The following is a 23,173-nucleotide window of genomic DNA, read 5'->3' as shown; positions in this document are numbered from 1 at the left end:
ATGAATGAAAGGTGGGTGGCTCATTGAAACATGCCGTATTAAACCCTGCATCAGGACCTCTAATCGGGGAGATACAAGTACCTGGTGATAAATCAATAACCCATCGTGCCATTATACTGGGAAGCCTTGCGACAGGCACAACAGTGATTACAAATTTTTTGGCTGGCGAGGACTGCATGCGAACGGCTGATGCATTCAGACAACTGGGTGTACAAATTGAACAGAATGATACCTCTCTGAAAATTCACAGCAACGGTCCCGACGCATTTAAAGAGCCTGTTGCACCGCTTAATCTTGGTAATTCAGGAACAACGGCAAGATTGATGCTTGGTGTCTTGGCTGGTCTCCCGCTGTTCACGACGGTTTATGGTGATACATCCCTGACATCCCGGCCGATGGACCGGGTTGTCAGGCCGCTCAAAAAAATGGGGGCCCGCATTGACGGCTGCGCATCCGGATCATTGTTACCTATGGCAATTAGAGGTGGAGGGCTCAAAGGAATGCAGTACACACTTCCTGTCCAAAGTGCTCAAGTTAAATCTGCCGTTCTTTTAGGTGGGCTATTGGCTGATGGACTGACCGAAGTGATCGAAAAGACTCCCACCCGAAACCACACTGAAAAGATGCTCCGGGCTTTTGGAACTGACATAAGTGAAACAGACGGCCGGATTCGGCTGACAAATCAAACTGCATTAAAAGGAACAGACGTTCATGTTCCCGGTGATATATCCTCTGCCGCTTTTTTCATGGCAGCTGCAGCGATCGTACCGGGGAGCCAATTAACGCTGGTTAATGTCGGACTAAACGAGACGCGTACAGGTGTGATCGATGTATTAAAACAAATGGGAGCAAGTATAACAGTCTCCAACCAGCAAGTGATGGCTGGTGAATCGTTTGGTGACGTCACGGTAACCCAGCAAAATCTTCAGGGCATCATTATTGAAGGCGACATCATCCCGAAGCTCATTGATGAGCTGCCAATTATAGCTCTTGCTGCTACACAGGCTGAAGGCCAGACAGTTATCCGCGATGCGGGTGAATTGCGTTTGAAAGAGACGGATCGAATTGAAGCCATCACGGATGGATTGATCCGCCTCGGTGCCCGGGTTACACAGACAGAAGATGGTATGATAATCAGAGGAACTTCGCGATTGACCGGTGGAAAGGCATCAGCGTATAATGACCACCGGATTGCTATGATGCTTGCAGTTGCATCACTTAGAGCCAGTCATGACGTTGTGATTGATGATACATCATCTATCGATATTTCTTACCCCGGGTTTTTTCGGGATTTGCGCAAGCTTACAAGTAATTGGTAAAGAATCTGTTTCAGGCAGATTCTTTTCTGTTTACAGATACATCCCAGATCTGTATGATAAACTGATATGATTACCGTGAAAGAGAAAGGATGTTCCCCATGGATCCTATCATTATGGAAGCCGTTCATTTGATGGAGGCGCAACAATCTGATGAAGCCATTTCAATGCTGGAGGACTATTTGCCAAAGGCAGATGATGAGGAGAAATTTACCATTGCTGAATTATTTACGCAATGGGGTTTTTTAGCTGAAGCAGCCGATTTGCTGGAAGAACTCATGCAGCGTTTTCCTGCTGAAAGCGAGATAAAAATTATGCTGGCAGATGTCTATATCGAACAGGATAACGACGAAGAAGCTATCAATTTGCTGAATGAGATCACGGAAGAAGACCCGGATTATGTACAGACACTTATCCAGCTGGCAGATCTCTATCAGGCTCAAGGATTGTTTGAGGTGGCGGAACAAAAACTGTTAACTGCCAAGCAGCAGGAACCAACTGAGCCTGTTATTGATTTTGCTTTAGGCGAGCTGCTGTTTTCGAATGGCGACTACCGGGAAGCTATTACGTATTACGAAAAAGTCCTTCAGGTTACAAAAGAAATGGCTAATATATCAGTTAATGACCGTTTAGCCGAAGCCTATGCGGCATCCGGCGAATATGAAACAGCACTGGAACTGTACCAGGATATTGACAGTGAACACCCGGATACGATGTTTAAATATGGTTTCACAGCCTTGCATGCAGGACGCCGTGATATAGCAATTAAAGCGTGGCAGAGCGTTATTGAACAGGATATGTATTATCATACAGCCTATTATCAGCTGGCTAAAGCATATGAAGATGAAGGCATGATCAATGAGGCCTTTAAGACAGCTAAACAGGGTATTCAAATTGATGAATTTAATAAAGAGCTGTACTTTTTTGCTGGGTCAATAGCCCATCAGCTGGGTAAAGATGAAGAAAGTGAAAAGTGGGTTAGAGAAGCCATTGCCCTTGATCCCGATTATAAAGAGGCGCTGTTATTTATGGTTGAATTGCTAAAGCAAAAAGACAAGCACGAAGATATCGTTGAGCTTATTACCAGCGTCCAGGATACTGAGGCAACCGATCCTCTTTATGAATGGGAACTGGCAAGAGCCTATAATGAATTAGAATCTTATCAGAATGCATTAACCCATTATCAGGAAGCATACAATCATTTAAACCAGGATAGCGATTTCCTGAAAGAATATGGCTATTTTCTGACAGAAGAAGGAAGAATCGAAACGGCTCTGCAAATATTTGAAGCTTATTTAGCTATCCAGCCAATGGATGCAGACATTGAAGAGTATGTTGAGCGTCTGAAGGATACGCAAGATACTTAACGTTCATGGACTAATTTTGAGGAGGCCTCGATCCTGATGCAATCGCCTGTTTCCGTTCAGGATAAAAAGAGTTTTATCGAATGGTTTTTGAGTCATTATCAACTGAAAAAACGTGAAAGCGTGTGGATTCTCAATTATATCCTTAATCACCAGACACTTCTGTCAAACGTTCATTTTGTGCGCGAAGCTAAATTCTGTCCCAGAGGGTTTATTATAAGCAGCACCAGTTCGACTGAGACAGCCTTTCGCTTTCACAAAAAGCAGCTTGTGACGACGGACCCTGAAAAAGCGTTTCATGATATTCGTATGAATCAGAACACACCTCTGTATATTCAGTTAAGCTTCCAGAATGAGAATCAGAATGCATTATATGCGGCCGTACTTATCGATAATCCGTTTCTTCCGGATGATTATTTTATCACCGCTGAGGATCAGGAAAGGGCACAGAAAATATTAGAGAAAACAATTTATGACTACCAGCTCAAAACCATACAAGAAAACATCAATAAGGCTCTGGATAAGCGTCATAAGCAAAACTTCAATAAATGGGTGAAGCAGTTGCATAAGTTAGAAAATACGGATGGCTAATTAAAGCAGAATAGCCAGCAGGTAATTAAAATAGTCAGTCATACTGGCTATTTTTTAGTTTAAGTTTCCTGACAGACAATGAAAGGGGTTTCTAAGGTTGCTTTTCCTGGTATCAGTGGGCTAATATAAAGTTAAATAACCTATTTTAGAATAAATGTATAGACAGGAGGAAAAGACGCAAACTATGAAATGGACTAAGGAAGATCTGCAGCAATATAGTGAGGCTAAAGAATATGTAGATACTGCCATTATTCCATTGCTTCCCTTTCAGTTGTCAGATGATGCCAATCTTGAGCACAACGCATTTCAGCGCGATATGATCACTTTATTCACGCGCGAGCTTGAAAAGGAACTGACTGGCCGGGTCGTTTTAACACCGGATTTCGCTTATCTGGCAACAGCAGATAAGAAAACGGAAATGGATCGTTTGCACACATGGGTTAGTGATATTCGCTCACAGCCGTTTAGCTACATATTTTTTGTCACTCTGGATTCAGATTGGAAAACCAGGGAAGAGGAGTTGGAAGGAACATTATTATGGCTTCAATCAGCTGCTTTCGAATCCATAAAATCAAATGAGCTGCAAAGTTTTATGCGCAGTCAGGTGCAGGAAATAACAAAGTTAATACGTTCCTATTGGAAAAAAGTTTGAATTAAACGCATATTTTTTCGATTTCATCTCAAGCATCTGATATACTTAAAGAAGAGGCACACTGCAAATCAGTACAGAAAATGGAAAATATTGACCGGATCAAGAGTTTACGCTATGATAGCAGTGTCCTAGTAATTTGATTATATAATAAGGTCCGTGAAAAATGTATAGAGGGGGGAAATTTAATGAGCAAAGACAAACAACCTGTATCCCGTCGTCAGTTTTTGAATTACACGCTTACAGGTGTAGGTGGATTTATGGCCGCTGGCTTAATCGTTTCGCCATTAAGAATGGCAATTGATCCAGTTCTGCAGAAAGAAACAAATGATGGCGATTTCAGCAACGTTCAGATTGCCGTCGATGATATTACAAGTGAACCACAGCGCGTGGACTGGGAGATAAGCCAGCAAGATGGCTGGTATGAATCCGATGTAACTAAATCAGCGTGGGTTTTTAAAAATGACAATGGCGACATCGTTGCGCTTTCGCCAATCTGTAAACATCTTGGTTGTGTTGTTTCATGGGAAGGCAGCGATGACCATCCCGATAAGTATTATTGCCCTTGCCATGGCGGGCTGTACTATAAGGATGGCGAAAATGTTCCAGGAACACCGCCGCCAAAGGGATTAGATATTTATGAACAAAAAGTCGAAAATGGTATGTTGTTTCTGGGTAAGGCAGTACCAAGAGAGGAGGATTAAGGGGCAATGCTGCAAAAGTTATATGATTGGATAGACGAGCGCGTTGATGTAACACCATTATGGCGCGATTTGGCAGACCACGAAGTCCCTGAACACGTTAATCCGGCTCATCATTTTTCCGCATTTGTTTATTGTTTTGGCGGACTGACTTTTTTCGTCGTGGTTATCCAAATACTTTCCGGCATGTTCTTGACGATGTATTATGTACCGGATATCGAAAATGCTTGGCGTTCTGTTTACTATTTGCAGACAGAAGTGGCACATGGCCAGATTGTGCGTGGAATGCACCATTGGGGAGCCAGTGTGGTAATCGTCATGCTATTGCTACATACGTTGCGTGTGTTTTTCCAGGGCGCATACAAAAAGCCGCGTGAGCTTAACTGGATGGTTGGTGTCCTGTTGTTTTTCAGCATACTTGGACTGGGATTCACCGGTTACCTTCTGCCCTGGGATAACAAATCATACTTTGCAACTGAAGTCGGATTAAATATTGCATCAGACGTCCCGTTTATTGGGGACGAACTTAAAACATTACTTGCTGGCGATGAAGATATTGTCGGTGCCCAGACATTGACCAGATTTTTTGCGATTCACGTCTTTTTCCTGCCTGCTGTATTGTTCGTTTTACTGGGTGTACACTTTATCTTAATCCGTAAGCAGGGAATATCCGGACCATTATAATAAAGAGGAGGGTGAGCTGTGCATAAGGGTAAAGGAATGAAGTTTGTCGGGGATTCCCGTATCTCCGCTGAACGCAAACCGAATATACCAAAAGACTACTCAGAGTATCCTGGCAGGACTGAAGCGTTTTGGCCGAATTTCCTGTTGAAAGAATGGCTGGCAGGATCTGTATTTTTAGTCGGTTTTCTTTGTCTCACAATAGCCGACCCAACCCCGCTTGAGGGAATGGCTGATCCAACTGATGCAGGTTATATACCACTGCCTGACTGGTACTTCTTATTTTTATATCAATTGCTGAAATATGACTTTGCCAGTGGTCCATTCGTTTTAATTGGTATTATCGTTATTCCCGGATTGGCTTTCGGCGGGTTGCTATTAGCTCCTTTTCTGGATAAAGGTCCGGGCAGACGGCCCCATCGGCGTCCCGTTGCTGTTGGCATGATGCTTCTGGCACTTGTTTCGGTCTTTTGGCTGACCTATGAATCGGCATCTGAAGTTAATTGGGAACAGCGGGCGGAGGCTAATCAGCCCATTCCGCCATCTGAACAGACAGATATTGACAAGGATTCCGATGGCTATAAAGTATTCAAGGATAATTGTATGAGCTGTCACGGTGAAGATCTTCAAGGAGGAGCGTCGGCACCACCATTAATTGGTGTTGATCATTCTGTTGACGAGGTTAAGGACATTGCCCAAAATGGAATTGGATCTATGCCGGCAGGTCAGTTTTCAGGATCTGATGAAGAATTGCAGACACTTGCTGAATTTATAGTGTCCGTGAATAAAGATGAGGATGACAACTAGCTTGTCAGTTAAAAACACCTTTGCCAAGCACTGCTGGTGAAGGTGTTTTTATTCTAATAAGAAAGGAATATGTCATGATAAAATACATATTGGGTGATAAACGGGTATTATGGTTGCTGTTTATCATCAATTTTTTCGGTACAGTTTACGGATTTTATTGGTATCGTTATCAAATGGCTGAAACGCCAGCCCTTTTTCTGCCTTTTGTTCCTGACAGTCCGACGGCCACCCTCTTTTTTACGATTGTGCTGCTGTTTTTTCTTTTCAGGAAGAACGCTCCTTATATTGAAGCATTGGCCGTGATAAGTTTATTTAAATATGGTGTTTGGGCAGTTGCTATGAACTTACTGACATTAGCTGTAGAAGGATCACTGGGATGGCCGGGCTATATGCTGATGGTCTCGCATGGCGCTATGGCAATTCAGGGTCTCTTGTATGCCCCGTTTTATAAAATTGCAGGGCGTCATATAGCTGTTGCAGCTGTGTGGGTTCTTCATAATGATATCATTGATTATGTTTTTGGACAGATGCCCGTCTACTCGTCGTTAATGACTTATATGAATGAGATAGGCTATTTTACCTTTTGGCTCAGTATTGTATCAATTGGGCTGGCTTACATTTTAACCATTAAGGCAAAAAATCGCAGTATGACAAGTAATATATGGATTCATTAACACATACATTGTAGAGAAGATGTTATGTGAGGTGACACCATGAAGGACTTGAAGCGTTTACTGGTAATTGCGCTGTGTTTAGTGGCTGCCAGCCTTTTATCAGCACCGATGATCGCCTTTGCAGATTCTCATCCAGCTGATGCTGCTGGCAATGTGACGATGGTACCGTTTTACTGGGTAGTAGGCATCGTTGGCGGATCGATAGCCATTACATTGACGTATGTCAGCTGGCGTAAGTATAAAGCCGAAAAACGGAAACAATCTGATAAAAATTCAAATAGTTGACGGTCTTTGACTAACAGCCTAGAATAACATTTACGGAAGTATAAAAAGTGATGGAGGAATGAACATGCTCGAGGGTATTGGCGGCTATTTAATTTATATAGCGCTTCTAATGATTATTCCGATATGGGCGCAATCAAAAGTAAAAAAGACGTATAAAACATACTCCAAAAAAGCGACATCATCTGGTATGACAGGTGCTGAAGTTGCTCGTCAGATTATGAATGAGAATGGTATCTATGATGTACAGATTCGGGAAACAAAAGGAACGTTATCGGATAATTACAATCCGCAAAAAAAGACACTCAATCTTTCCAAAGACATCTATCATGGCCAGTCGATGGCATCTTCCGCTATTGCTGCACACGAAGTAGGACATGCTATTCAGGATGACCAGGACTATGCGTTTCTAAGATTCAGACATGCTTTAGTCCCAATCGCTAATACGGGCTCCAATTTGTCTATCTTCTTTTTATTGGCTGGCATATTTTTTGATATGACCAACATGATTTTACTTGGTATTGTCTTCATGTCTGCCGCTGTGCTTTTCCAGCTGGTGACACTGCCGGTGGAATTTGATGCTTCCAGCCGAGCCATGACACAACTCGTATCAACTGGTGTCATACGCAATAATGAAGAGCGCGAGACAAAGAAAGTCCTGAATGCTGCTGCGTTAACCTATGTGGCTGCTGCGCTTGTCGCTGTTGCTGAATTAGCTCGGTTTATATTCATTTATAGCGCAAGCAGTGAGTGATAACACAGCTTACAATATAATACTTGCAGGAAAAATGGGGCGCATTTGGAGTCTGCGGCCCATTTTTCTTTGTTTGCTTAACCGTTACACGAGACGCATCAGTCCTGAAGTTTATTTTTATTTTCGTCCAGAGTAAAGCCTTCTCCAACAACATCATGCACGGGACTCATAGCTACAAATGCCTGGGGATCAATCGCATCAATCATGTTTTTCAGCCGGACGATTTCATTTCGGCCAACAATGCAGTACAGGACATCACGTTTTTCGCCTGTGTAACTTCCACGTCCATCTAAGACCGTAACGCCTCTGTCCATTTTTTCAATAATGGCTTGTGCGATCTCCTGGCTGTGTCCGGATATGATTGTTGCCCCGCGGGCCGCGTAAGCACCTTCCTGAATAAAATCGATAACTCTTGAGCCAACGTAAACGGCGAGCAATGTGTACATTCCCTGTATCATATCCAAATAGGTGATAATAGAGGTTGCAATAACCAGCAGATCAAATAAAAACATGGTTCTTCCCATTGTCCAGCCGGCATACTTATTGACAAGTCTTGCGAGAATATCAACGCCGCCTGTTGTACCGCCGTAGCGAAAAATAATTCCCAGACCGATGCCAACAAAAACCCCCGCAAACAAGGATGCAAGTGTCATATCAGACTGCAGATCAATCTGCAGAGGATTTATTTGAAAAAGGTCCAAAAATAGGGAAACAGCGAAGGTTCCAATAATCGTGTAAATAAATGTGTTGCGTCCAAGATATTTCCATCCAATGAAAAAGATCGGGACATTAAGAACGATATTCGAAATGGATGGATCCCAATTCCACAGAAAATAGAAAAGCAGCGTCAGCCCTGTAAAACCACCTTCACCAAGGTTATTTTCCATATTAAAATGTACAAGACCAAACGCAAAAATAGCCGATCCAAGCAAAATAAACAGGATATTTTTTAACTTAAGCCCAAACAGCATTCGAGAACCTCCTTTCCTGTTAAATCAGATAGTGCTTATTATAAGCTTGCATGTAAAAAGCAATCAAGTCAAAAAAGGCCAATAATTTGTCAAAATGGCTGCTTTTAGCTAAGATGAAACCAGATTAACTTCTAATAAAGAGGCGATGGACATGACGACAGATCACCCGGCTTTTCAGACAGATCAAATGCAAAAACGGGTTGATGATTACATATCCCAATTTAAAGAAGGGTATTTTTCACCGCTGAGCCTCATAGCCAGACTAAGTGAAGAAACAGGTGAACTGGCCCGGGAAATCAATCATTATTATGGTGAAAAGCCTAAAAAAACAACGGAAAAAGTAAATACGGTCGAAGACGAACTTGGTGATATCCTATTTGTCTTAACTTGTTTCGCCAATTCACTTGATATTGATCTATCTGAAGCTTTTGATACGTCAATGCAAAAAATCGAAACACGTGACAGCGATCGCTGGACACATAAAGACTAACACCGTCATTCAACAGCACAGGAGGATGAAATGATGTCAATTAATATTGTTATTGCCGGACCCAGGGGAAAGATGGGTTCCGAAGCTGTACAGATGGTCAGTCGTAACAAAACGTTCGAATTGGCTGCCTGTATTGATCGAAAGAATAATGGCCAGACCCTAAACGACCTTGATGGCGCTCCCGATTTAGATGTCCCCATTTTTGACGATCCTGAGCAATGTTTTCAAAAAGTGGATGCAGATGTTTTGATCGATCTGACTGTGCCTGGGACAGGTTTTGAGCATACAAAAGCAGCCCTTTTACAGGGGATTCGTCCAGTTGTGGGAACCTCCGGCTTTACGAACGATCAAATTACTGAACTGGAGAATTTGGCAGCGCAAAACAACATTGGTTGTATCATCGCTCCCAATTTTGCCGTTGGAGCCGTCCTGATGATGCAATTTGCCAAAACAGCTGCTAAATACCTGCCGGATGTTGAAATCATTGAAAAGCATCATGATCAGAAACTGGACGCGCCTTCAGGTACAGCTGTTAAAACGGCTCAGATGATGCAGGAAACACGAGAAAGCAAACAGCAGGGCCATCCAGACGAAAAAGAAGTTATGGATGGTGCACGGGGTGCTGAAACGGATGGCGTGCACATTCATAGTGTCAGGCTGCCTGGACTTATGGCGCATCAGGAAGTTGACTTCGGAGGCCCTGGTCAGACCCTGACTATCAAACATGACTCTTACAACCGCGCATCGTTTATGGAAGGGGTTAAACTTTCGGTGAACACGGTTATGTCATTAAACGGACTTGTTTATGGACTGGAAAATATACTTGAATAGGCGAGTGGTTCCATGAATATCGCATTGATTGCTCACGATAAAAAGAAGCCGGAGATCCTTCATTTTTCCAAAAAATACCGGCACACGCTTCAGGAACACAACCTGTTTGCCACGGGTACAACTGGTGAAAAGATCGCCGAGGGGACGGGTTTATCGGTACATTGTTTTCAATCCGGACCCATTGGCGGAGATCAGCAAATAGGAGCAAAGATTGCCAATAACGACATGGACATCGTCATTTTTTTCCGCGATCCGCTGACAGCACAGCCGCATGAACCGGATGTCAGTGCTCTGTTGCGCTTATGTGACGTTCATCTCATTCCGCTGGCAACTAACCCGGCAGCAGCTGAGATACTAATCCAGTCTCTACAGCGGGATGATATAAGACAGAGTGTTAAGGAAATGAAACAGGAAGGTCCTATCACATGAAAAAAATAGGTATCACATGCTACCCGACAGTCGGTGGCTCAGGTATTATCGCTACAGAATTAGGGATGATGATGGCAAAAGACGGTCATGAAATCCATTTTATAACGTCCAGCCTGCCATTCCGTCTAAACGAGGTCCATCCCAATATTTATTACCATGAAGTCGAACTTAATCATTATCCGGTGTTTCAATACCCGCCATTTGATCTTGCGCTTGCCAATAAAATGGCAGAAGTCATCGACCAGGAGAAACTGGATGTCCTGCACGTTCATTATGCTATGCCGCATGCTGTCTGTGCCATCCTGGCAAAAGGTATCGCTAAACATGACGTCAAGATTGTTACAACCCTGCATGGGACTGATATCACGGTGCTCGGCATTGATCATTCGCTCAAGAAAATGATTAAGTACGGCATCGAACAATCTGATGCTGTTACAGCTGTTTCCGACAGTCTTGTCAACCAAACGTACAATACTGTTGAAGCTGACAAAGCTATACGGGTCATTTATAACTTTGTCAATGAAGACGATTATGCAAAAACGGACAACCCATCAATCCGTGAACAATATGGCATTGCAGCAGATGAAAAAATTGTCATTCACATTTCCAATTTCCGTAAAGTTAAGCGGGTCCAGGATGTTATCTACACATTTCAGCAAATTAAAAATGACGTCAAGGCTAAACTTCTTTTAGTTGGCGATGGTCCGGAATACTCCGAAATGTATCAGCTTGTATCTGAACTCGGACTTAACGAGCACGTTTTGTTTTTAGGCAAACAAAAAAATGTCAGTGATCTGCTATCAATTTCTGATTTAAAATTGCTGATGTCGGAAAAAGAAAGTTTTGGCCTGGTTCTTCTGGAGGCTATGTCTTGCGAAGTACCTTGTATTGGCACAAACACAGGAGGTATTCCGGAAGTGATCGAACATGGTGAAACCGGGTTTATTGTTGAACCCGGTGATATCGATTCAGCTGCGGGCTATGCCGTTTACTTACTTCAGGATGATGATTTAAAGAAGCAATATGCTCAAAATGCTTTGACATATGCCCGAAAACACTTTTATTCAAGGGATATTGTCAAACAATACCTTGATTTATATGATGAACTTATCAGTGACATGAGTGGTGATGCAGGTGCCGGTACCTAAACAATTTGAACAAGCATGTGATATACTGAAACGAATGGAATTAAATGGTCACAAAGCCTACTTTGTTGGTGGCTGCCTCAGAGACTGGCTTCTTGGCCGGCCTATTGGTGACATTGATATTGCTACATCTGCTCATCCGCAGACAGTTCAGCAAATGTTTGAGAAAGTCATCCCTGTCGGCTTACAGCATGGGACAGTGATTGTAAGATACGATCAGCAGTCTTATGAGGTCACAACATTCCGAGTGGAAGATGACTATTCAGATCAGCGCCATCCTGACGCCGTTCAGTTTGTTCAGACAATTGATCAGGATCTGCAGAGACGCGATTTCACGATAAATGCTTTGGCTATGAACCGACACGGGATCATGATTGACCCATTCAATGGCAAGGAAGATTTGGAAAAGGGCTTGATTTGTACCGTCGGAAACAGCTATGAACGTTTCCGGGAAGATCCGCTCCGTATTCTGCGCGCTCTCCGATTTTCCAGTCAGCTTGGTTTTCAGATTGAAGAAGCGACTCTAACAGCGATGAATACGTTGAATGCTGGTATCGCAACGATTGCTGTAGAACGGATTGCCCAGGAGACAGCGAAATTCTTCGAAGGGCAGTATATTAATACAGGCATGCATTATTTTAAGACAATAGCACTCTCCGGCTATTTACCCATTTTAAAAGATTATCCAGCTATAACAGGGCGTATACCGCAGCATATGAAATCGTTAAAGTCTTTCGGGGCAGTCATTGCCTTGTTCCACTGGATTGAACCAGCCATACCCATTCAAGAGTGGGTGAAGCAATGGAAATGTTCTAACCAGATTAAACATGACGCTTCTGCCTTAGCTGAAGCTCTGTCGTATTATCATAGCAAAGGGCTGGATCACTGGCTTGTCTATAGTTTAGATGCGAATGTTTATAGTGATTTTTGCAGATTAGTTAATATACTGCTTACTGAAGATTTGTCAGCGTATGCAGTCAGGCAAATTGAAGCTTCACTTCCCATCCATTCCAAGAAAGATCTGGAAATTGATGGAACAGAACTGCGCCGGGTTTTTCCTGCTTACGAACCTGGCCGCTGGATTGGCAGAACGCTTGACCAGCTTGAAAAACAGGTTGTGACAGGACAGCTTGCGAACCGTCAGGAAACTTTAAAGGAATGGTTAAAATGCAATCCACCCGTTATCACTTAATTGAACTATTAACGACGACTGAGGGTACATACATCTCCGGTCAATTATTATCTGACCGTTTGCATATCTCGCGCAGTGCTATCTGGAAACATATGAAGGAATTAGAAAAGGATGGCTATGTCATTGAGGGTATTCCCCGTAAAGGGTACCGAATTGTTCAGTCACCGGATAAAGTAAGTCCAAATACGATTCAATGGGGTTTGGAGACTGAATGGCTGGGCCAAAAAATTATCCATAAAACATCGACAGAATCAACACAGGAAATAGCCCAGCAAGCTGCCCGCAACAATGCTGAACATGGAACGGTGGTCATAGCTGACGAACAGACAAATGGCCGGGGACGGATGGGCCGTGCCTGGAAATCAGCCAAAAATAAGGGTGTATGGATGAGTTTGATCTTGCGCCCAGCAATAACGCCTGCTGCAGCAACACGGCTAACACTCTTAACAGCAACAGTTCTTGCCGATGTCATAACAAAACAAACAGCAGCAGCGCCAGCTATCAAATGGCCGAATGATCTGCTTATCAACCATAAAAAAATAGCTGGCATATTAACTGAAATGCAGGCTGAACAGGACCGGACTCAGTATGTCATTGTAGGAATTGGCGTGAATGTCAATCAGACACTCTACGATTTTGCTGCACCCCTTAAACAACAGGCAGCTTCTATCAAGTCAGAAACAGGTGAGGACCAGCCGATTGTTCCACTGATTCAGAGTCTGCTGCGCTCGTTTGAGAAAACGTACGATGCCTTCATTGACATCGGTTTTTCTGGTATAAAAACAAAATGGGAAACATATGCATACCGCATCGGTGAAAGAATTAGAGTACAGACAAACCAGACAGTATTTGAAGCTGTTTTGGCCGGTATTGCAGATGATGGGGCATTGCTTGTTCAGACAGATGCTGGTGAAACGCAAAACGTGTATTCCGGTGAAATTTCCTGGCTTACGTAACGGGGCATGATACATATGTTCCCTGGGTAAGTTTAACGAGAGTAAGGTGGCAAAATGAATGAAAAATATGTTGTAATTGATTTAGAAACAACCGGTCATTCACCGGTAAATCCAGATAAAATTATTGAAGTAGGCATTGTTGTCATTGAAAATGGCACCATAACAGATGATTTTTCAACTTTTTTAAATCCGAATATGCCAATTCCTGCCTTTATAAGCAATTTAACAGGAATCTGTGACAAACACGTGGAAAATGCACCTGTGTTCGCGGAAAAGGCCGCAGAAATTACTGACTTATTTGCTGGAGGCTACCTTGTGGCTCATAATGTGCCGTTTGATTTCGGCTTTTTAAACGAAGAGCTTACTGCAAGTGGTTTTCCGGCTTTACATAATGCTGTGTTAGACACAGTCGAGCTTGCACGTTTTCTTTATCCCCAGGCTCCGGGATTTAAATTAGGGCAGCTGGCAGATTACTTGCAAATTCATCATGATGAGCCGCATCGTGCCATTACCGATGCCCGTATGACAGCTCACATATTATTAGCTTTGCTGCAGAAGCTGCGATCACTGCCATATGAAACAATAGATCATTTGCTGTGGCTGGAAAAGGACTTGGACTCGGATTTATACCATTTATTAGACCAGCAGAGGCAGAGACTTGCTTATTTATCTGACAAGCGTGCTGATAGTGATGTCTACAGGGGACTTGCGATTAAAAGCATGGCTAATGCCAAATCTGACCTTCCGCAGGTTGACACATTCTTTGGAGAATACCTGGATGCCATTTATGAAACGCAAGGTACAATGGAACAGCAGATGACGCACTATGAAAAACGGACCGGTCAGCGCACCATGTCCGAGACAGTATACGATGCGTTCCAAACGAAGCAGCATGCATTGATCGAAGCAGAAACCGGGACTGGAAAATCGCTGGCTTATCTGCTGCCTGCTGTCTATGAAGCTGTAACCACACAGAAAAAAGTCGTTATCAGCACATATACGACCCAGTTGCAGACACAGCTGCTTGAAGAGGAAATACCATTCATTCGCAGACTTGTTCCTTTTTCTTTTGATGCCGCGTTGTTAAAGGGCAAACAGCACTACATCAGTCTGGAAAAGTTTGAACGGGTTTTAGCCTCAAGGGAATCAGATAATTATGACATCACTCTTACTAAAGCCATGATACTTGTCTGGCTGACTGAAACGGAAACAGGGGACATTGATGAAATTCAGCTTCCTTCCAGCGGCTATGTGTTCTACCGGCAAATCTCAACCGACGCTGAGGGACCGCCTGATCCGTCATCAGTGTGGTTCTCCCGTTCGTTTTATCAGCGTGCCCGCAAAAGAGCGCAGCAGGCTGATATTGTTATAACAAATCATGCGTTACTGTGCACAGACATCTTTAATGACTTTCAATTGCTGCCATCCTACGATAAAGCCATTATCGATGAGGCGCATCATTTGGAAGAAACAGCCTCTAAACACTATGGTCTGCGGCTTCATTATGTCTATGCCCAGAATATTCTGTCGCAAATTGGCGAAACAAAGAGTGAAAATTGGCTGGCCAAACTGCTGCAGCGCGCGTCAGGCAGTGAAACCGTTTATTTTCCGGAAGAAAAATGGAACGCTATTCATAGCAAGGCAAGATATGAACTCGATGATTTGTTCCGCATGCTGTTTCAGTATGTCATCGACCAGAAAAAGACGCGTAAAACATTCAGTGATATTGGAAGGACACAATACCGCTTTTATGAAGAAAAAGAAGACGATGCGTCCTGGTCAGTCATAAAAGAAATGGTCACAAGGCTGACATCTTATCTCCGTGATCTGATTCAGATGCTTTCGCAGCTGAAAGAAAAACTGGAAGGATCCGCTGACCACAGTGATGCAAATGACTTGCCTAAACACATGGATTCGCTTCAGTCAATCATAGACCGCGCGGAACAACTCTTCTTAACATCGGATGACCAGATGGTGAAGTGGATGGAAATTGAAGCGCACGGCGCAAAAAATGCTGTGTATTTATACAGTGAACCGACCAATATTTCAGCACTGCTGGAAAATGATCTTTTCAATCAAAAGGACAGCATTGTTTTAACCAGTGCAACGCTGTCGATTCGAAATTCATTTTCGTACAGTCAGAAAAGACTTGGGCTCTCTCCGGAAAATCTGCTGACAGCCAAGATTCCGTCACCATTTCCCTACCAGGAACAGGTGCAGCTCATGGTTCCCAATGATTTTCCGGACATAAGGTACGGAAATCAGGAGGCATTTATCCAAGCGACATGTGAAGCCATTATTTCTCTGGCGCATATAACAGATGGGCGTATGCTGGTATTATTCACATCTTATGATATGCTCCGTAAAGCCTATGCTTTATTAAGTGAAACCATTGATACTGACACGTATATGCTAATTGCCCAGGGTATTTCCAGTGGCAGCAGGACCAGACTGAAAAAGAATTTTCAATCATTCAATCAGTCCATTCTTTTAGGTACAAGTTCATTTTGGGAAGGTGTTGATGTCCCCGGACAGGACTTATCATGTCTTGTGATTGTAAGATTGCCGTTTGAACCGCCAAACCATCCTGTCTATGAAGCCAAGTCCAATTCGCTGCAAAAAGAGGGGAAGAATCCCTTTTTTGACATGGCTTTGCCTAACGCCGTTATCCGGTTTAAACAGGGATTTGGACGCCTTATACGTTCAGCCAGTGACCGGGGCATCGTATTTGTCTGTGATGCACGTATTATAAAAGCAAAGTATGGCACGTTCTTCACCGACTCTATCCCATCGGTGCCACAAACGTATGATTCGACACGTGAACTAATTAAAAAGGCAGCCGAATGGTTTTAACGAATGCGACGGATCACAAAGAAAAATACTGATGCAGTCGCACTGCATCAGTATCCAGAGAGTATGGGGCCGGAAATTTTGTTGAAATTTAAAGGAAACACATTTGCCGCAATGCTTGTTATACGGTATGCTGTAAATGCAAATCTGCTCATTTCATTTCAACGTTACTCGTAGTGTTTGCATCACCATTAACGGTATAAGTAGCAAAATATGATAAAGCTGACAGTCTTTATTAACGGAGGCTAAATAATGGTTATTCAAAGCCGGATATATCACAAACAGGATATATTGAAGAATGTTTAATAAAATCACCAGGATGACGTTTCCGGCGTGGCTCAAATGGGTGTGCGGCAGCATAGGTCTGTTGCTTATAGTGAGTATTATTTTCGGTGTATATTTGTATCAGACCATCGAGGATTCCCGTACAGCCGACTTTGACCGTGTAAGGGAGCAGGTTCTTAAAGAAACGTCCTTAAATACCGTTAATAAAATTCAGCGTTATCATGGTGAAAAAGCTTATTACACAGTCTATGGAAAAGCGAAAAAGGGGAAAATGATCGTTTTTTATCCTTTCGATACGGACCAGGCTGAAGCTCTCACAGTGCAACAATCAGATATGGTTTCCAAAGAAACAATTCGAAATCAGTGGAACAGCGAATGTTCATCATGTACAATGATCGGCATAGATCCGGGTGTCACTGCAGAAGATGAAGATGGGCCAGAACCGGTTTGGGAAGCGACCTATAAAGACGCAAAAAATCGATATGTTATGGCGCTTTTTTCTATTTTTGACGGCACAAAGATCAAGCTGCAGCGTTATAATCAACTAATCGAGGGAGAGTGATTCAATGGAATTGGCAAATCGGGTTAAATCATTAACCCCTTCAGCTACACTGGCCATCACAGCTAAGGCAAACGAACTGAAGAGTGCGGGATACGATGTCATCGGACTTGGTGTCGGGGAACCGGACTTTAATACACCCGCGTATATTCTTGATGCAGCCGAGGAAGCGATGCGTCAAGGGTTAACCAAATATACACCATCAGGCGGTATACCGGAATTGAAAGGGGCTATTACAGCTAAACTTAAACGTGATAATGAACTGACATATGCTTCTGATGAGGTGATTGTCACAACAGGGGCCAAGCATGCTTTGTACACCCTTTTTCAGGTGCTTCTGAATAAGGGAGATGAGGTGATTGTCCCCGCGCCATACTGGGTAAGTTACCCTGAACAGGTTAAATTAGCTGAAGGACAGCCTGTCTATGTTAATGCTGACGAACAGAATGACTTTAAAATCACACCTGATCAGTTAAAACAAGCTATTACACCGAGAACAAAAGCTTTCATTATCAATTCACCAAGCAATCCAACTGGTATGATGTACAATCAGCAGGAACTGGAACAGCTGGGAAACGTTTGTGTGCAGCAGAATGTGTTAATGATCTCTGACGAAATTTATGAAAAATTAATTTATTCCAGTGATGATCATGTATCTGTCGCGGCACTATCTGATGAATTCAAAGCCAATACAGTCATTATTAACGGCGTGTCCAAATCACATGCAATGACAGGCTGGCGAATTGGCTATGCCGCTGGGCCCAAGGACATTATCCAGCCTATGACCAGTCTCGCATCCCATTCAACCTCTAATCCAGCATCAATCGCTCAGTATGCGGCACTGGCCGCTTACCGTTCAGACGATCAGCCAGTTAACCAAATGCGGGAGATATTTCATGAACGGCTGAATCTCATGTATGATTTGCTCAAGGATATACCAGGTATTTCCTGCGTTAAACCAAAAGGAGCTTTTTATCTATTCCCGAACATACAGGAAGCTGTTCGTAAAGGCGGATTTGATTCAGCTGACGACTGGGTCAAAGCTTTGCTGGAGGAAGAAAAAGTTGCTCTGGTTCCGGGAAGCGGATTTGGCGCCCCGAGCAACGTAAGATTATCATATGCTGTTTCAACTGAAACACTGAAGGAAGCTGCCAAGCGAATCAGGCGATTTGCAGAAGTGCATTCATAATACTGGAAACGCACGATCTGTAAACCAGAAACCTATGGGTCTTAACAACCATTGTCAGAAAAACCCTTGCCCTTGAAGTGCAAGGGTTTTTTCGCCGGACAGTTCTGAATGTAAGTGAATGCCTGTATTAACAAATATCGGCGGGATCGTATAATGATAACAGCACATTTTTAATGACTTCGTTTAAGATTCATGGCCTTATCGTGCTATACTTGGAAATGAGGTGTATCATGTATGGCAAAATTTATTTCATATCAGGATATCTTACTGAACCAAGTGCCTGTACCCGTTCAATTACTTGATAAATATGCCGCATTGGGTCTGACGGAAAGAGAAGTCATGGTTATTTTGCAGCTGCTGCGATTTTTACATGAGAAAAATGACTTTCCGACGCCTGGTGATTTGGCCAATCATTTAACTATCACTGAAAAGGAATGCGCTAATATTTTGCGCAAGCTTATTCAGCAGCAATTTTTATCCATTGAACAATTTAGAAATGAGCAAAACGAAATAACTGAGGCGTATAGTCTTAATCCATTATGGGAAGTGTTATTTGCTGAAAAACAGGAAGCGAAAGAAAACAATGATGGAACAATCTTTATCTTATTTGAACAAGAGTTTGGACGGCCTTTATCACCCTTTGAAATTGAAATGATCAATACATGGCTTGATGAAGATAATCTGCCGCCTGAGCTTATAAAAGCTGGCTTGAGAGAATCAGTATTAATGGGGAAACTTAATTTTAAGTATATTGATCGTATTCTGCGTGACTGGAAGAAGAAAGGTATTCAATCAGTTGAAGAGGCGCGCCAAAGCAGTAAAGCCTTCCATCAAAAACAAGCGCCCAAACAGGATTCCGGCAGCTCTGAACGGGATACATCGATTTATTATAATTGGCTCGAGGAGGAATAGGGGAATGTTGAACAAATCCCAGGTTCAGTACTGTCTGGATGTAATGAAGGAGATGTATCCGCAAGCACAGTGTGAATTGGATCATGCGAATCCATTCGAACTTCTGATTGCGGTTGTACTATCAGCTCAGTGTACAGATAACTTAGTCAATAAAGTTACCTCTTCACTATTTCAAAAATATACCACACCAGAGGATTATCTGGCTGTTCCCTTAGAAGAGCTGCAGCAGGATATTAAATCGATTGGCTTATACCGCAATAAATCCAAAAATATCCGTAAGCTTTGCCAAATGCTTATTGATGATTACGGCGGAGAGGTGCCAAAGACAAAACAAGAACTGATGAAACTGGCAGGTGTCGGCCGTAAAACAGCTAATGTCGTCGCATCTGTTGCCTTTAACGAACCAGCAATTGCCGTCGATACACATGTGGAACGCGTCGCTAAACGTTTAGGAATATGCCGCTGGAAGGATTCAGTGCTGGAAGTAGAGCAAACGCTGATGCGAAAGGTCACAAAAGACGAGTGGGCGGATACGCATCATCGTATGATTTTTTTCGGCCGGTATTATTGTACAGCCAAGAATCCGCAATGCTCAGAATGCCCGCTTTTGACGTTATGCAGGGAAGGGCAGAAACGCATGAAAAAGAAAAACGCTGCCAAAACCTAAAGAGACAGCTCCCAAAATTGGGAGCTGTCTCTTTTTAAATGGACGATCAATTTTCGTCCCCGCCATCTTCGTTATCTTCGTCATTTTCGTTATTTTCGTCATCACCATTTCCCTGATCATTATTACCATTATTTTGGTTATTCTCGGATTGGTTATCGTTATTTCCATTCTGACTATCATTTTGAGGATTGTTATTATCCTGCTGGTTTCCCTCTGACTGATTATCAGAATTATCTTCTATTTCAATCTGGGTGCGGTTCGATTCGCCCTTGTTACCTTCATTCTGACCAATCGGGGTCACGGTTATTGTGTACGAACCCGGCTGCACGCCTTGAATGATGATTCCGTTCGATGCGACCGTTTGTGTCTGCTGCTGGCTGTTTCCACCGGCCACGGCAACTTCAAATTGAGCTGGCGGTCCATCATATTGCCAGGATACATCTATATTTGAATTGTCCCGTTTAGCGTTCAGATTGCTAACACCGGGGATATCTCCTTCATCTTCTCCTTCATCTTCTCCTTCATTTTCATCTTCGTCTCCGGGCACTTTAATGGTCGCAGAAGCCGGATCACTTGTATGGCCATCATCATCTCTCGCTACCACTTGAATATCATATGCGGCATCTGACTCCACATCAGAAATTTCCATCGACGTATCATCGGTTGACGACAGTTTCTGCATGTCGCCATCATCGATACGCGCACTGACGTCATAAGAAACATCATCGTCTGAATCGTAGTCCCATTCAAGTTGAATCGTATTGGCATCTTCATCATAGTTAGCTTCCAAGTCACTGACTGGATCAAGATCCTCAAAATGTTCGGATGTTTTCGTTGGTTCTGTCCCCTTCACAAACAGTTCGTTTACAATTTTAGACGACGGCGTATAATCACTAGGCAATTTGGCAGGGTCTGTACCCTTTTCTACGGGTACTTCCACAACTGAATCAGGTTTGGTGAAATCTGCTGTCTCCGTATCTTTCGACAGTTCCGCCATCATGTTTTTATATAACGCTTGTGATACTTTTGTATCAGGGACAGCTATATTATTATTATTAAACCCGGTCCAAACCGAAACGGTATAATTTGTCGAATAGCCACTGAACCAGGAATCCGGTGAACCATCCACACCTTCTCGTGTCGTGGTGCCTGTTTTACCAGCATCCGGCAAACCAGGTACGTTCGCTTGTGTGCCGGTTCCTTCTTCAATGACGGTCTGCAGCATATCGGTGATCATATAAGCCGTTGATTCGGACATCGCCGCCTCAGGCTCTGGTGTTAATTCAACCGTTCTGCCGCTGTCTGGAAATTCTACCTTTGTCACAGCATAAGGCTTGTTATAGACACCATCATTACCGAACGCGCTGTACGCACCCGCAAGTTCAAGCGGATTCGTGCCAATTTTGCCTCCGCCAATGCCATCGGTTAGTTTCATATCTGTATCGCCAATTGAAATGCCAAGACCTTGAGCAAATGACTTAGCATGCTTAAGCCCGACTTTATCAAACGTTTTAACAGCTGGAACGTTCAGTGACTGCTGCAGAGCATAACGCATGCTGACCCAGCCATAATACTGACTTGCCCATGTTGTAACTGTTTCATCACTTCCAGCAATATCATAGGGGCCATCATCATTTAATTGATGATACGTTGACCACTTTTCATTTTCGATGATTGGGCCATAATCCATGATTGGTTTGAATGTCGATCCTGGCTGACGATCTATATCCGTTGCATAGTTATACCCATCATTTTTAAGGCCGCCGCGGGCACCGCCAATCGCGCGTATAGCACCGGTTTTTGTATCCAGAACAGTCATACCGGCCTGCATTTTATGTTCCTTATCCTGGGAATCGACAATCGATTCAGGGTATTTTACTGGATTATCGGCATCATCAGAAAGTAAGAATTCAACACGATCCTGGGCGTCCTGATCAATCGTTGTATAAATCTTTAACCCATCTGTGTAAATATCAGCGCCGTCAACTTTTTCTTTAACCTCGTCACGCACTTCCTGCAGAAACGCCTGATAAGGCGTTGGATCAGGTTTTTTGTCTCTCAGAAGCGAAGGGATGTCCACATCTTTGGCTTCTTTGGCTTCACTTTCCTTTATAGTGTCATTAGCTACCATGCGATCCAACACAGTATGCATCCGATCCTTCATGACATCTGGATGCTCAAATGGATTATAACCCGTTGGTCTCTGCGGTAAACCAGCCAAAATAGCCGCCTCTGGCAATGTCAGTTTACTGAGATCGCTTTTGCCAAAATACAGCTCAGCTGCTCTTCCAACACCATAGGCCTGATTGCCATAATAAATCTTGTTCAAGTAAAATTGCAGTATCTCTTCCTTGGAATATTGCCGCTCCAGCTTCAGGGCAAGCCACATTTCCTGTACTTTAATACTTATTTTCTTTTCCGGTGAGAGAAAAGATTTTTCCACAAGCTGCTGTGTGATAGTACTGGCACCTTCAGAACCAAAGCCATTTTTCAAGTTGGCAAGGATAGCTCCGCCCACCCGGTAAAGATCAACACCATGGTGTTCAAAGAAACGTGTATCTTCGGTAGAAATAACCGCATCAATCAAGACTTGCGGCAATTCATCATATTCAACTTTCGTACGCTGCTCGCTTCCTGCCAAATCTGCAAAAAAATCGCCGTCCATATCATATAATTCAGATGAATAAGGTGATTCGAGTTCTGATGCATCAATTGCTGGTGCTGTGGCAATATAATACGTGAACAGTGCTCCAACACCGATACCAATAGCGAGTACAGCAATACCAATAATCAGAAGCACTTTCTTCCAAGTGGGTTTTTTGGCCGTTTTTTTCTGTTTTCTTCTAGCAGTGCGGGACTGGCCATTTGTCGCCATAAC

The 23,173-nt window shown here is 43.2% G+C and carries 23 protein-coding genes; 21 read left to right on the top strand and 2 right to left on the bottom strand.

Going from position 1 to position 23,173, the window contains the following annotated elements; genetic code table 11:
• The first annotated feature begins 23 nt into the window (after positions 1 to 23).
• The 10 genes from aroA (at position 24) to ACZ444_RS08145 (ending at position 7,819) form a co-directional block, all read left to right on the top strand.
• On the top strand, positions 24 to 1,319 hold the full coding sequence (gene aroA / locus ACZ444_RS08190; protein WP_382361376.1) for a 3-phosphoshikimate 1-carboxyvinyltransferase: 1,296 nt from the start codon (positions 24 to 26) through the stop codon (positions 1,317 to 1,319).
• 98 nt (positions 1,320 to 1,417) lie between these two features.
• Positions 1,418 to 2,683, top strand: a complete 1,266-nt coding sequence (locus tag ACZ444_RS08185) for a tetratricopeptide repeat protein (protein ID WP_382361379.1) — start codon at positions 1,418 to 1,420, stop codon at positions 2,681 to 2,683.
• 36 nt (positions 2,684 to 2,719) lie between these two features.
• A complete protein-coding gene (locus tag ACZ444_RS08180) occupies positions 2,720 to 3,271 on the top strand; it encodes a ReoY family proteolytic degradation factor (protein ID WP_382361381.1) in 552 nt (183 codons plus the stop codon).
• Positions 3,272 to 3,455: 184 nt separating this feature from the next.
• Positions 3,456 to 3,923 (top strand): DUF2487 family protein, encoded by a 468-nt coding sequence (locus ACZ444_RS08175; protein ID WP_382361384.1) that lies wholly within the window; start codon positions 3,456 to 3,458, stop codon positions 3,921 to 3,923.
• 185 nt (positions 3,924 to 4,108) lie between these two features.
• A complete protein-coding gene (locus tag ACZ444_RS08170) occupies positions 4,109 to 4,624 on the top strand; it encodes a QcrA and Rieske domain-containing protein (RefSeq protein ID WP_382361387.1) in 516 nt (171 codons plus the stop codon).
• A 6-nt stretch (positions 4,625 to 4,630) separates the two neighbouring features.
• Positions 4,631 to 5,305, top strand: a complete 675-nt coding sequence (gene qcrB / locus ACZ444_RS08165; RefSeq protein WP_382361390.1) for a menaquinol-cytochrome c reductase cytochrome b subunit — start codon at positions 4,631 to 4,633, stop codon at positions 5,303 to 5,305.
• Between the two features lie 18 nt (positions 5,306 to 5,323).
• Entirely contained in the window at positions 5,324 to 6,109 is a 786-nt protein-coding gene (locus ACZ444_RS08160; protein ID WP_382361393.1) for a menaquinol-cytochrome c reductase cytochrome b/c subunit, read from the top strand.
• Positions 6,110 to 6,183: 74 nt separating this feature from the next.
• Positions 6,184 to 6,783, top strand: coding sequence for a lipoprotein heptaprenylglyceryl N-acetyltransferase LhaT (gene lhaT, locus ACZ444_RS08155; RefSeq protein WP_382361396.1), 600 nt, complete (start codon positions 6,184 to 6,186; stop codon positions 6,781 to 6,783).
• Positions 6,784 to 6,822: 39 nt separating this feature from the next.
• Positions 6,823 to 7,068 (top strand): sporulation protein YpjB, encoded by a 246-nt coding sequence (locus tag ACZ444_RS08150; protein WP_382361399.1) that lies wholly within the window; start codon positions 6,823 to 6,825, stop codon positions 7,066 to 7,068.
• Positions 7,069 to 7,132: 64 nt separating this feature from the next.
• Positions 7,133 to 7,819 carry a zinc metallopeptidase gene (locus ACZ444_RS08145; protein ID WP_382361402.1) on the top strand — a complete coding sequence of 229 codons (687 nt, stop codon included), beginning with the start codon at positions 7,133 to 7,135 and terminating at the stop codon, positions 7,817 to 7,819.
• A gap of 98 nt (positions 7,820 to 7,917) precedes the next feature.
• On the opposite strand, the gene ACZ444_RS08140 is transcribed toward ACZ444_RS08145, so the two are convergent.
• Positions 7,918 to 8,790 (bottom strand): YitT family protein, encoded by an 873-nt coding sequence (locus tag ACZ444_RS08140; RefSeq protein WP_382361405.1) that lies wholly within the window; start codon positions 8,788 to 8,790, stop codon positions 7,918 to 7,920.
• A 151-nt stretch (positions 8,791 to 8,941) separates the two neighbouring features.
• Between ACZ444_RS08140 and ACZ444_RS08135 the strand changes: the two genes are divergently transcribed.
• From ACZ444_RS08135 to nth, 11 genes are all read left to right on the top strand, one after another.
• Positions 8,942 to 9,280, top strand: a complete 339-nt coding sequence (locus tag ACZ444_RS08135) for a nucleotide pyrophosphohydrolase (protein WP_382361408.1) — start codon at positions 8,942 to 8,944, stop codon at positions 9,278 to 9,280.
• A gap of 30 nt (positions 9,281 to 9,310) precedes the next feature.
• A complete protein-coding gene (gene dapB, locus ACZ444_RS08130) occupies positions 9,311 to 10,111 on the top strand; it encodes a 4-hydroxy-tetrahydrodipicolinate reductase (RefSeq protein ID WP_382361411.1) in 801 nt (266 codons plus the stop codon).
• Between the two features lie 12 nt (positions 10,112 to 10,123).
• Positions 10,124 to 10,540, top strand: a complete 417-nt coding sequence (mgsA, locus tag ACZ444_RS08125) for a methylglyoxal synthase (protein WP_382361414.1) — start codon at positions 10,124 to 10,126, stop codon at positions 10,538 to 10,540.
• Entirely contained in the window at positions 10,537 to 11,688 is a 1,152-nt protein-coding gene (gene bshA, locus ACZ444_RS08120) for an N-acetyl-alpha-D-glucosaminyl L-malate synthase BshA (protein WP_382361417.1), read from the top strand. Before mgsA ends, bshA begins: the two co-directional genes overlap by 4 nt.
• The gene (locus tag ACZ444_RS08115) at positions 11,669 to 12,877 is read left to right on the top strand and encodes a CCA tRNA nucleotidyltransferase (protein ID WP_382361420.1); all 1,209 of its coding nucleotides are present in this window, start codon (positions 11,669 to 11,671) and stop codon (positions 12,875 to 12,877) included. Before bshA ends, ACZ444_RS08115 begins: the two co-directional genes overlap by 20 nt.
• A complete protein-coding gene (locus tag ACZ444_RS08110; protein ID WP_382361423.1) occupies positions 12,844 to 13,833 on the top strand; it encodes a biotin--[acetyl-CoA-carboxylase] ligase in 990 nt (329 codons plus the stop codon). The genes ACZ444_RS08115 and ACZ444_RS08110 overlap by 34 nt, the downstream gene beginning before the upstream one ends.
• A 54-nt stretch (positions 13,834 to 13,887) precedes the next feature.
• Positions 13,888 to 16,686, top strand: a complete 2,799-nt coding sequence (gene dinG / locus ACZ444_RS08105; RefSeq protein ID WP_382361426.1) for an ATP-dependent DNA helicase DinG — start codon at positions 13,888 to 13,890, stop codon at positions 16,684 to 16,686.
• Between the two features lie 295 nt (positions 16,687 to 16,981).
• A complete protein-coding gene (locus ACZ444_RS08100; protein ID WP_382361429.1) occupies positions 16,982 to 17,530 on the top strand; it encodes a cell wall elongation regulator TseB-like domain-containing protein in 549 nt (182 codons plus the stop codon).
• A gap of 4 nt (positions 17,531 to 17,534) precedes the next feature.
• Positions 17,535 to 18,716: a pyridoxal phosphate-dependent aminotransferase gene (locus ACZ444_RS08095; protein ID WP_382361432.1), complete on the top strand. Its 1,182-nt coding sequence runs from the start codon at positions 17,535 to 17,537 to the stop codon at positions 18,714 to 18,716.
• A gap of 234 nt (positions 18,717 to 18,950) precedes the next feature.
• Positions 18,951 to 19,628, top strand: coding sequence for a DnaD domain-containing protein (locus ACZ444_RS08090; RefSeq protein WP_382361435.1), 678 nt, complete (start codon positions 18,951 to 18,953; stop codon positions 19,626 to 19,628).
• 4 nt (positions 19,629 to 19,632) lie between these two features.
• On the top strand, positions 19,633 to 20,295 hold the full coding sequence (gene nth / locus ACZ444_RS08085; protein ID WP_382361438.1) for an endonuclease III: 663 nt from the start codon (positions 19,633 to 19,635) through the stop codon (positions 20,293 to 20,295).
• Positions 20,296 to 20,341: 46 nt separating this feature from the next.
• On the opposite strand, the gene ACZ444_RS08080 is transcribed toward nth, so the two are convergent.
• Positions 20,342 to 23,170, bottom strand: coding sequence for a transglycosylase domain-containing protein (locus ACZ444_RS08080; RefSeq protein ID WP_382361441.1), 2,829 nt, complete (start codon positions 23,168 to 23,170; stop codon positions 20,342 to 20,344).
• Positions 23,171 to 23,173 lie beyond the last annotated feature (3 nt).

It is taken from the genome of Lentibacillus kimchii (assembly GCF_055381965.1).
Note: the sequence above shows the minus strand (reverse complement) of the source record. Positions and strands in the feature narration are given on the sequence as shown.

Bases quoted from the DNA above. Each gene is read 5' to 3' on its own strand.
- nth (WP_382361438.1), top strand. From the start codon at position 19,633: ATGTTGAACAAATCCCAGGTTCAGTACTGTCTGGATGTAATGAAGGAG.
- ACZ444_RS08180 (WP_382361381.1), top strand. From the start codon at position 2,720: ATGCAATCGCCTGTTTCCGTTCAGGATAAAAAGAGTTTTATCGAATGG.
- bshA (WP_382361417.1), top strand. From the start codon at position 10,537: ATGAAAAAAATAGGTATCACATGCTACCCGACAGTCGGTGGCTCAGGT.
- ACZ444_RS08140 (WP_382361405.1), bottom strand. From the start codon at position 8,790: ATGCTGTTTGGGCTTAAGTTAAAAAATATCCTGTTTATTTTGCTTGGA.
- ACZ444_RS08135 (WP_382361408.1), top strand. From the start codon at position 8,942: ATGACGACAGATCACCCGGCTTTTCAGACAGATCAAATGCAAAAACGG.
- ACZ444_RS08150 (WP_382361399.1), top strand. From the start codon at position 6,823: ATGAAGGACTTGAAGCGTTTACTGGTAATTGCGCTGTGTTTAGTGGCT.
- mgsA (WP_382361414.1), top strand. From the start codon at position 10,124: ATGAATATCGCATTGATTGCTCACGATAAAAAGAAGCCGGAGATCCTT.
- dapB (WP_382361411.1), top strand. From the start codon at position 9,311: ATGATGTCAATTAATATTGTTATTGCCGGACCCAGGGGAAAGATGGGT.
- ACZ444_RS08095 (WP_382361432.1), top strand. From the start codon at position 17,535: ATGGAATTGGCAAATCGGGTTAAATCATTAACCCCTTCAGCTACACTG.
- lhaT (WP_382361396.1), top strand. From the start codon at position 6,184: ATGATAAAATACATATTGGGTGATAAACGGGTATTATGGTTGCTGTTT.
- ACZ444_RS08175 (WP_382361384.1), top strand. From the start codon at position 3,456: ATGAAATGGACTAAGGAAGATCTGCAGCAATATAGTGAGGCTAAAGAA.
- ACZ444_RS08090 (WP_382361435.1), top strand. From the start codon at position 18,951: ATGGCAAAATTTATTTCATATCAGGATATCTTACTGAACCAAGTGCCT.
- ACZ444_RS08170 (WP_382361387.1), top strand. From the start codon at position 4,109: ATGAGCAAAGACAAACAACCTGTATCCCGTCGTCAGTTTTTGAATTAC.
- ACZ444_RS08145 (WP_382361402.1), top strand. From the start codon at position 7,133: ATGCTCGAGGGTATTGGCGGCTATTTAATTTATATAGCGCTTCTAATG.
- ACZ444_RS08100 (WP_382361429.1), top strand. From the start codon at position 16,982: ATGTTTAATAAAATCACCAGGATGACGTTTCCGGCGTGGCTCAAATGG.
- ACZ444_RS08110 (WP_382361423.1), top strand. From the start codon at position 12,844: ATGGTTAAAATGCAATCCACCCGTTATCACTTAATTGAACTATTAACG.
- ACZ444_RS08080 (WP_382361441.1), bottom strand. From the start codon at position 23,170: ATGGCGACAAATGGCCAGTCCCGCACTGCTAGAAGAAAACAGAAAAAA.
- dinG (WP_382361426.1), top strand. From the start codon at position 13,888: ATGAATGAAAAATATGTTGTAATTGATTTAGAAACAACCGGTCATTCA.
- qcrB (WP_382361390.1), top strand. From the start codon at position 4,631: ATGCTGCAAAAGTTATATGATTGGATAGACGAGCGCGTTGATGTAACA.
- ACZ444_RS08115 (WP_382361420.1), top strand. From the start codon at position 11,669: ATGCAGGTGCCGGTACCTAAACAATTTGAACAAGCATGTGATATACTG.
- ACZ444_RS08185 (WP_382361379.1), top strand. From the start codon at position 1,418: ATGGATCCTATCATTATGGAAGCCGTTCATTTGATGGAGGCGCAACAA.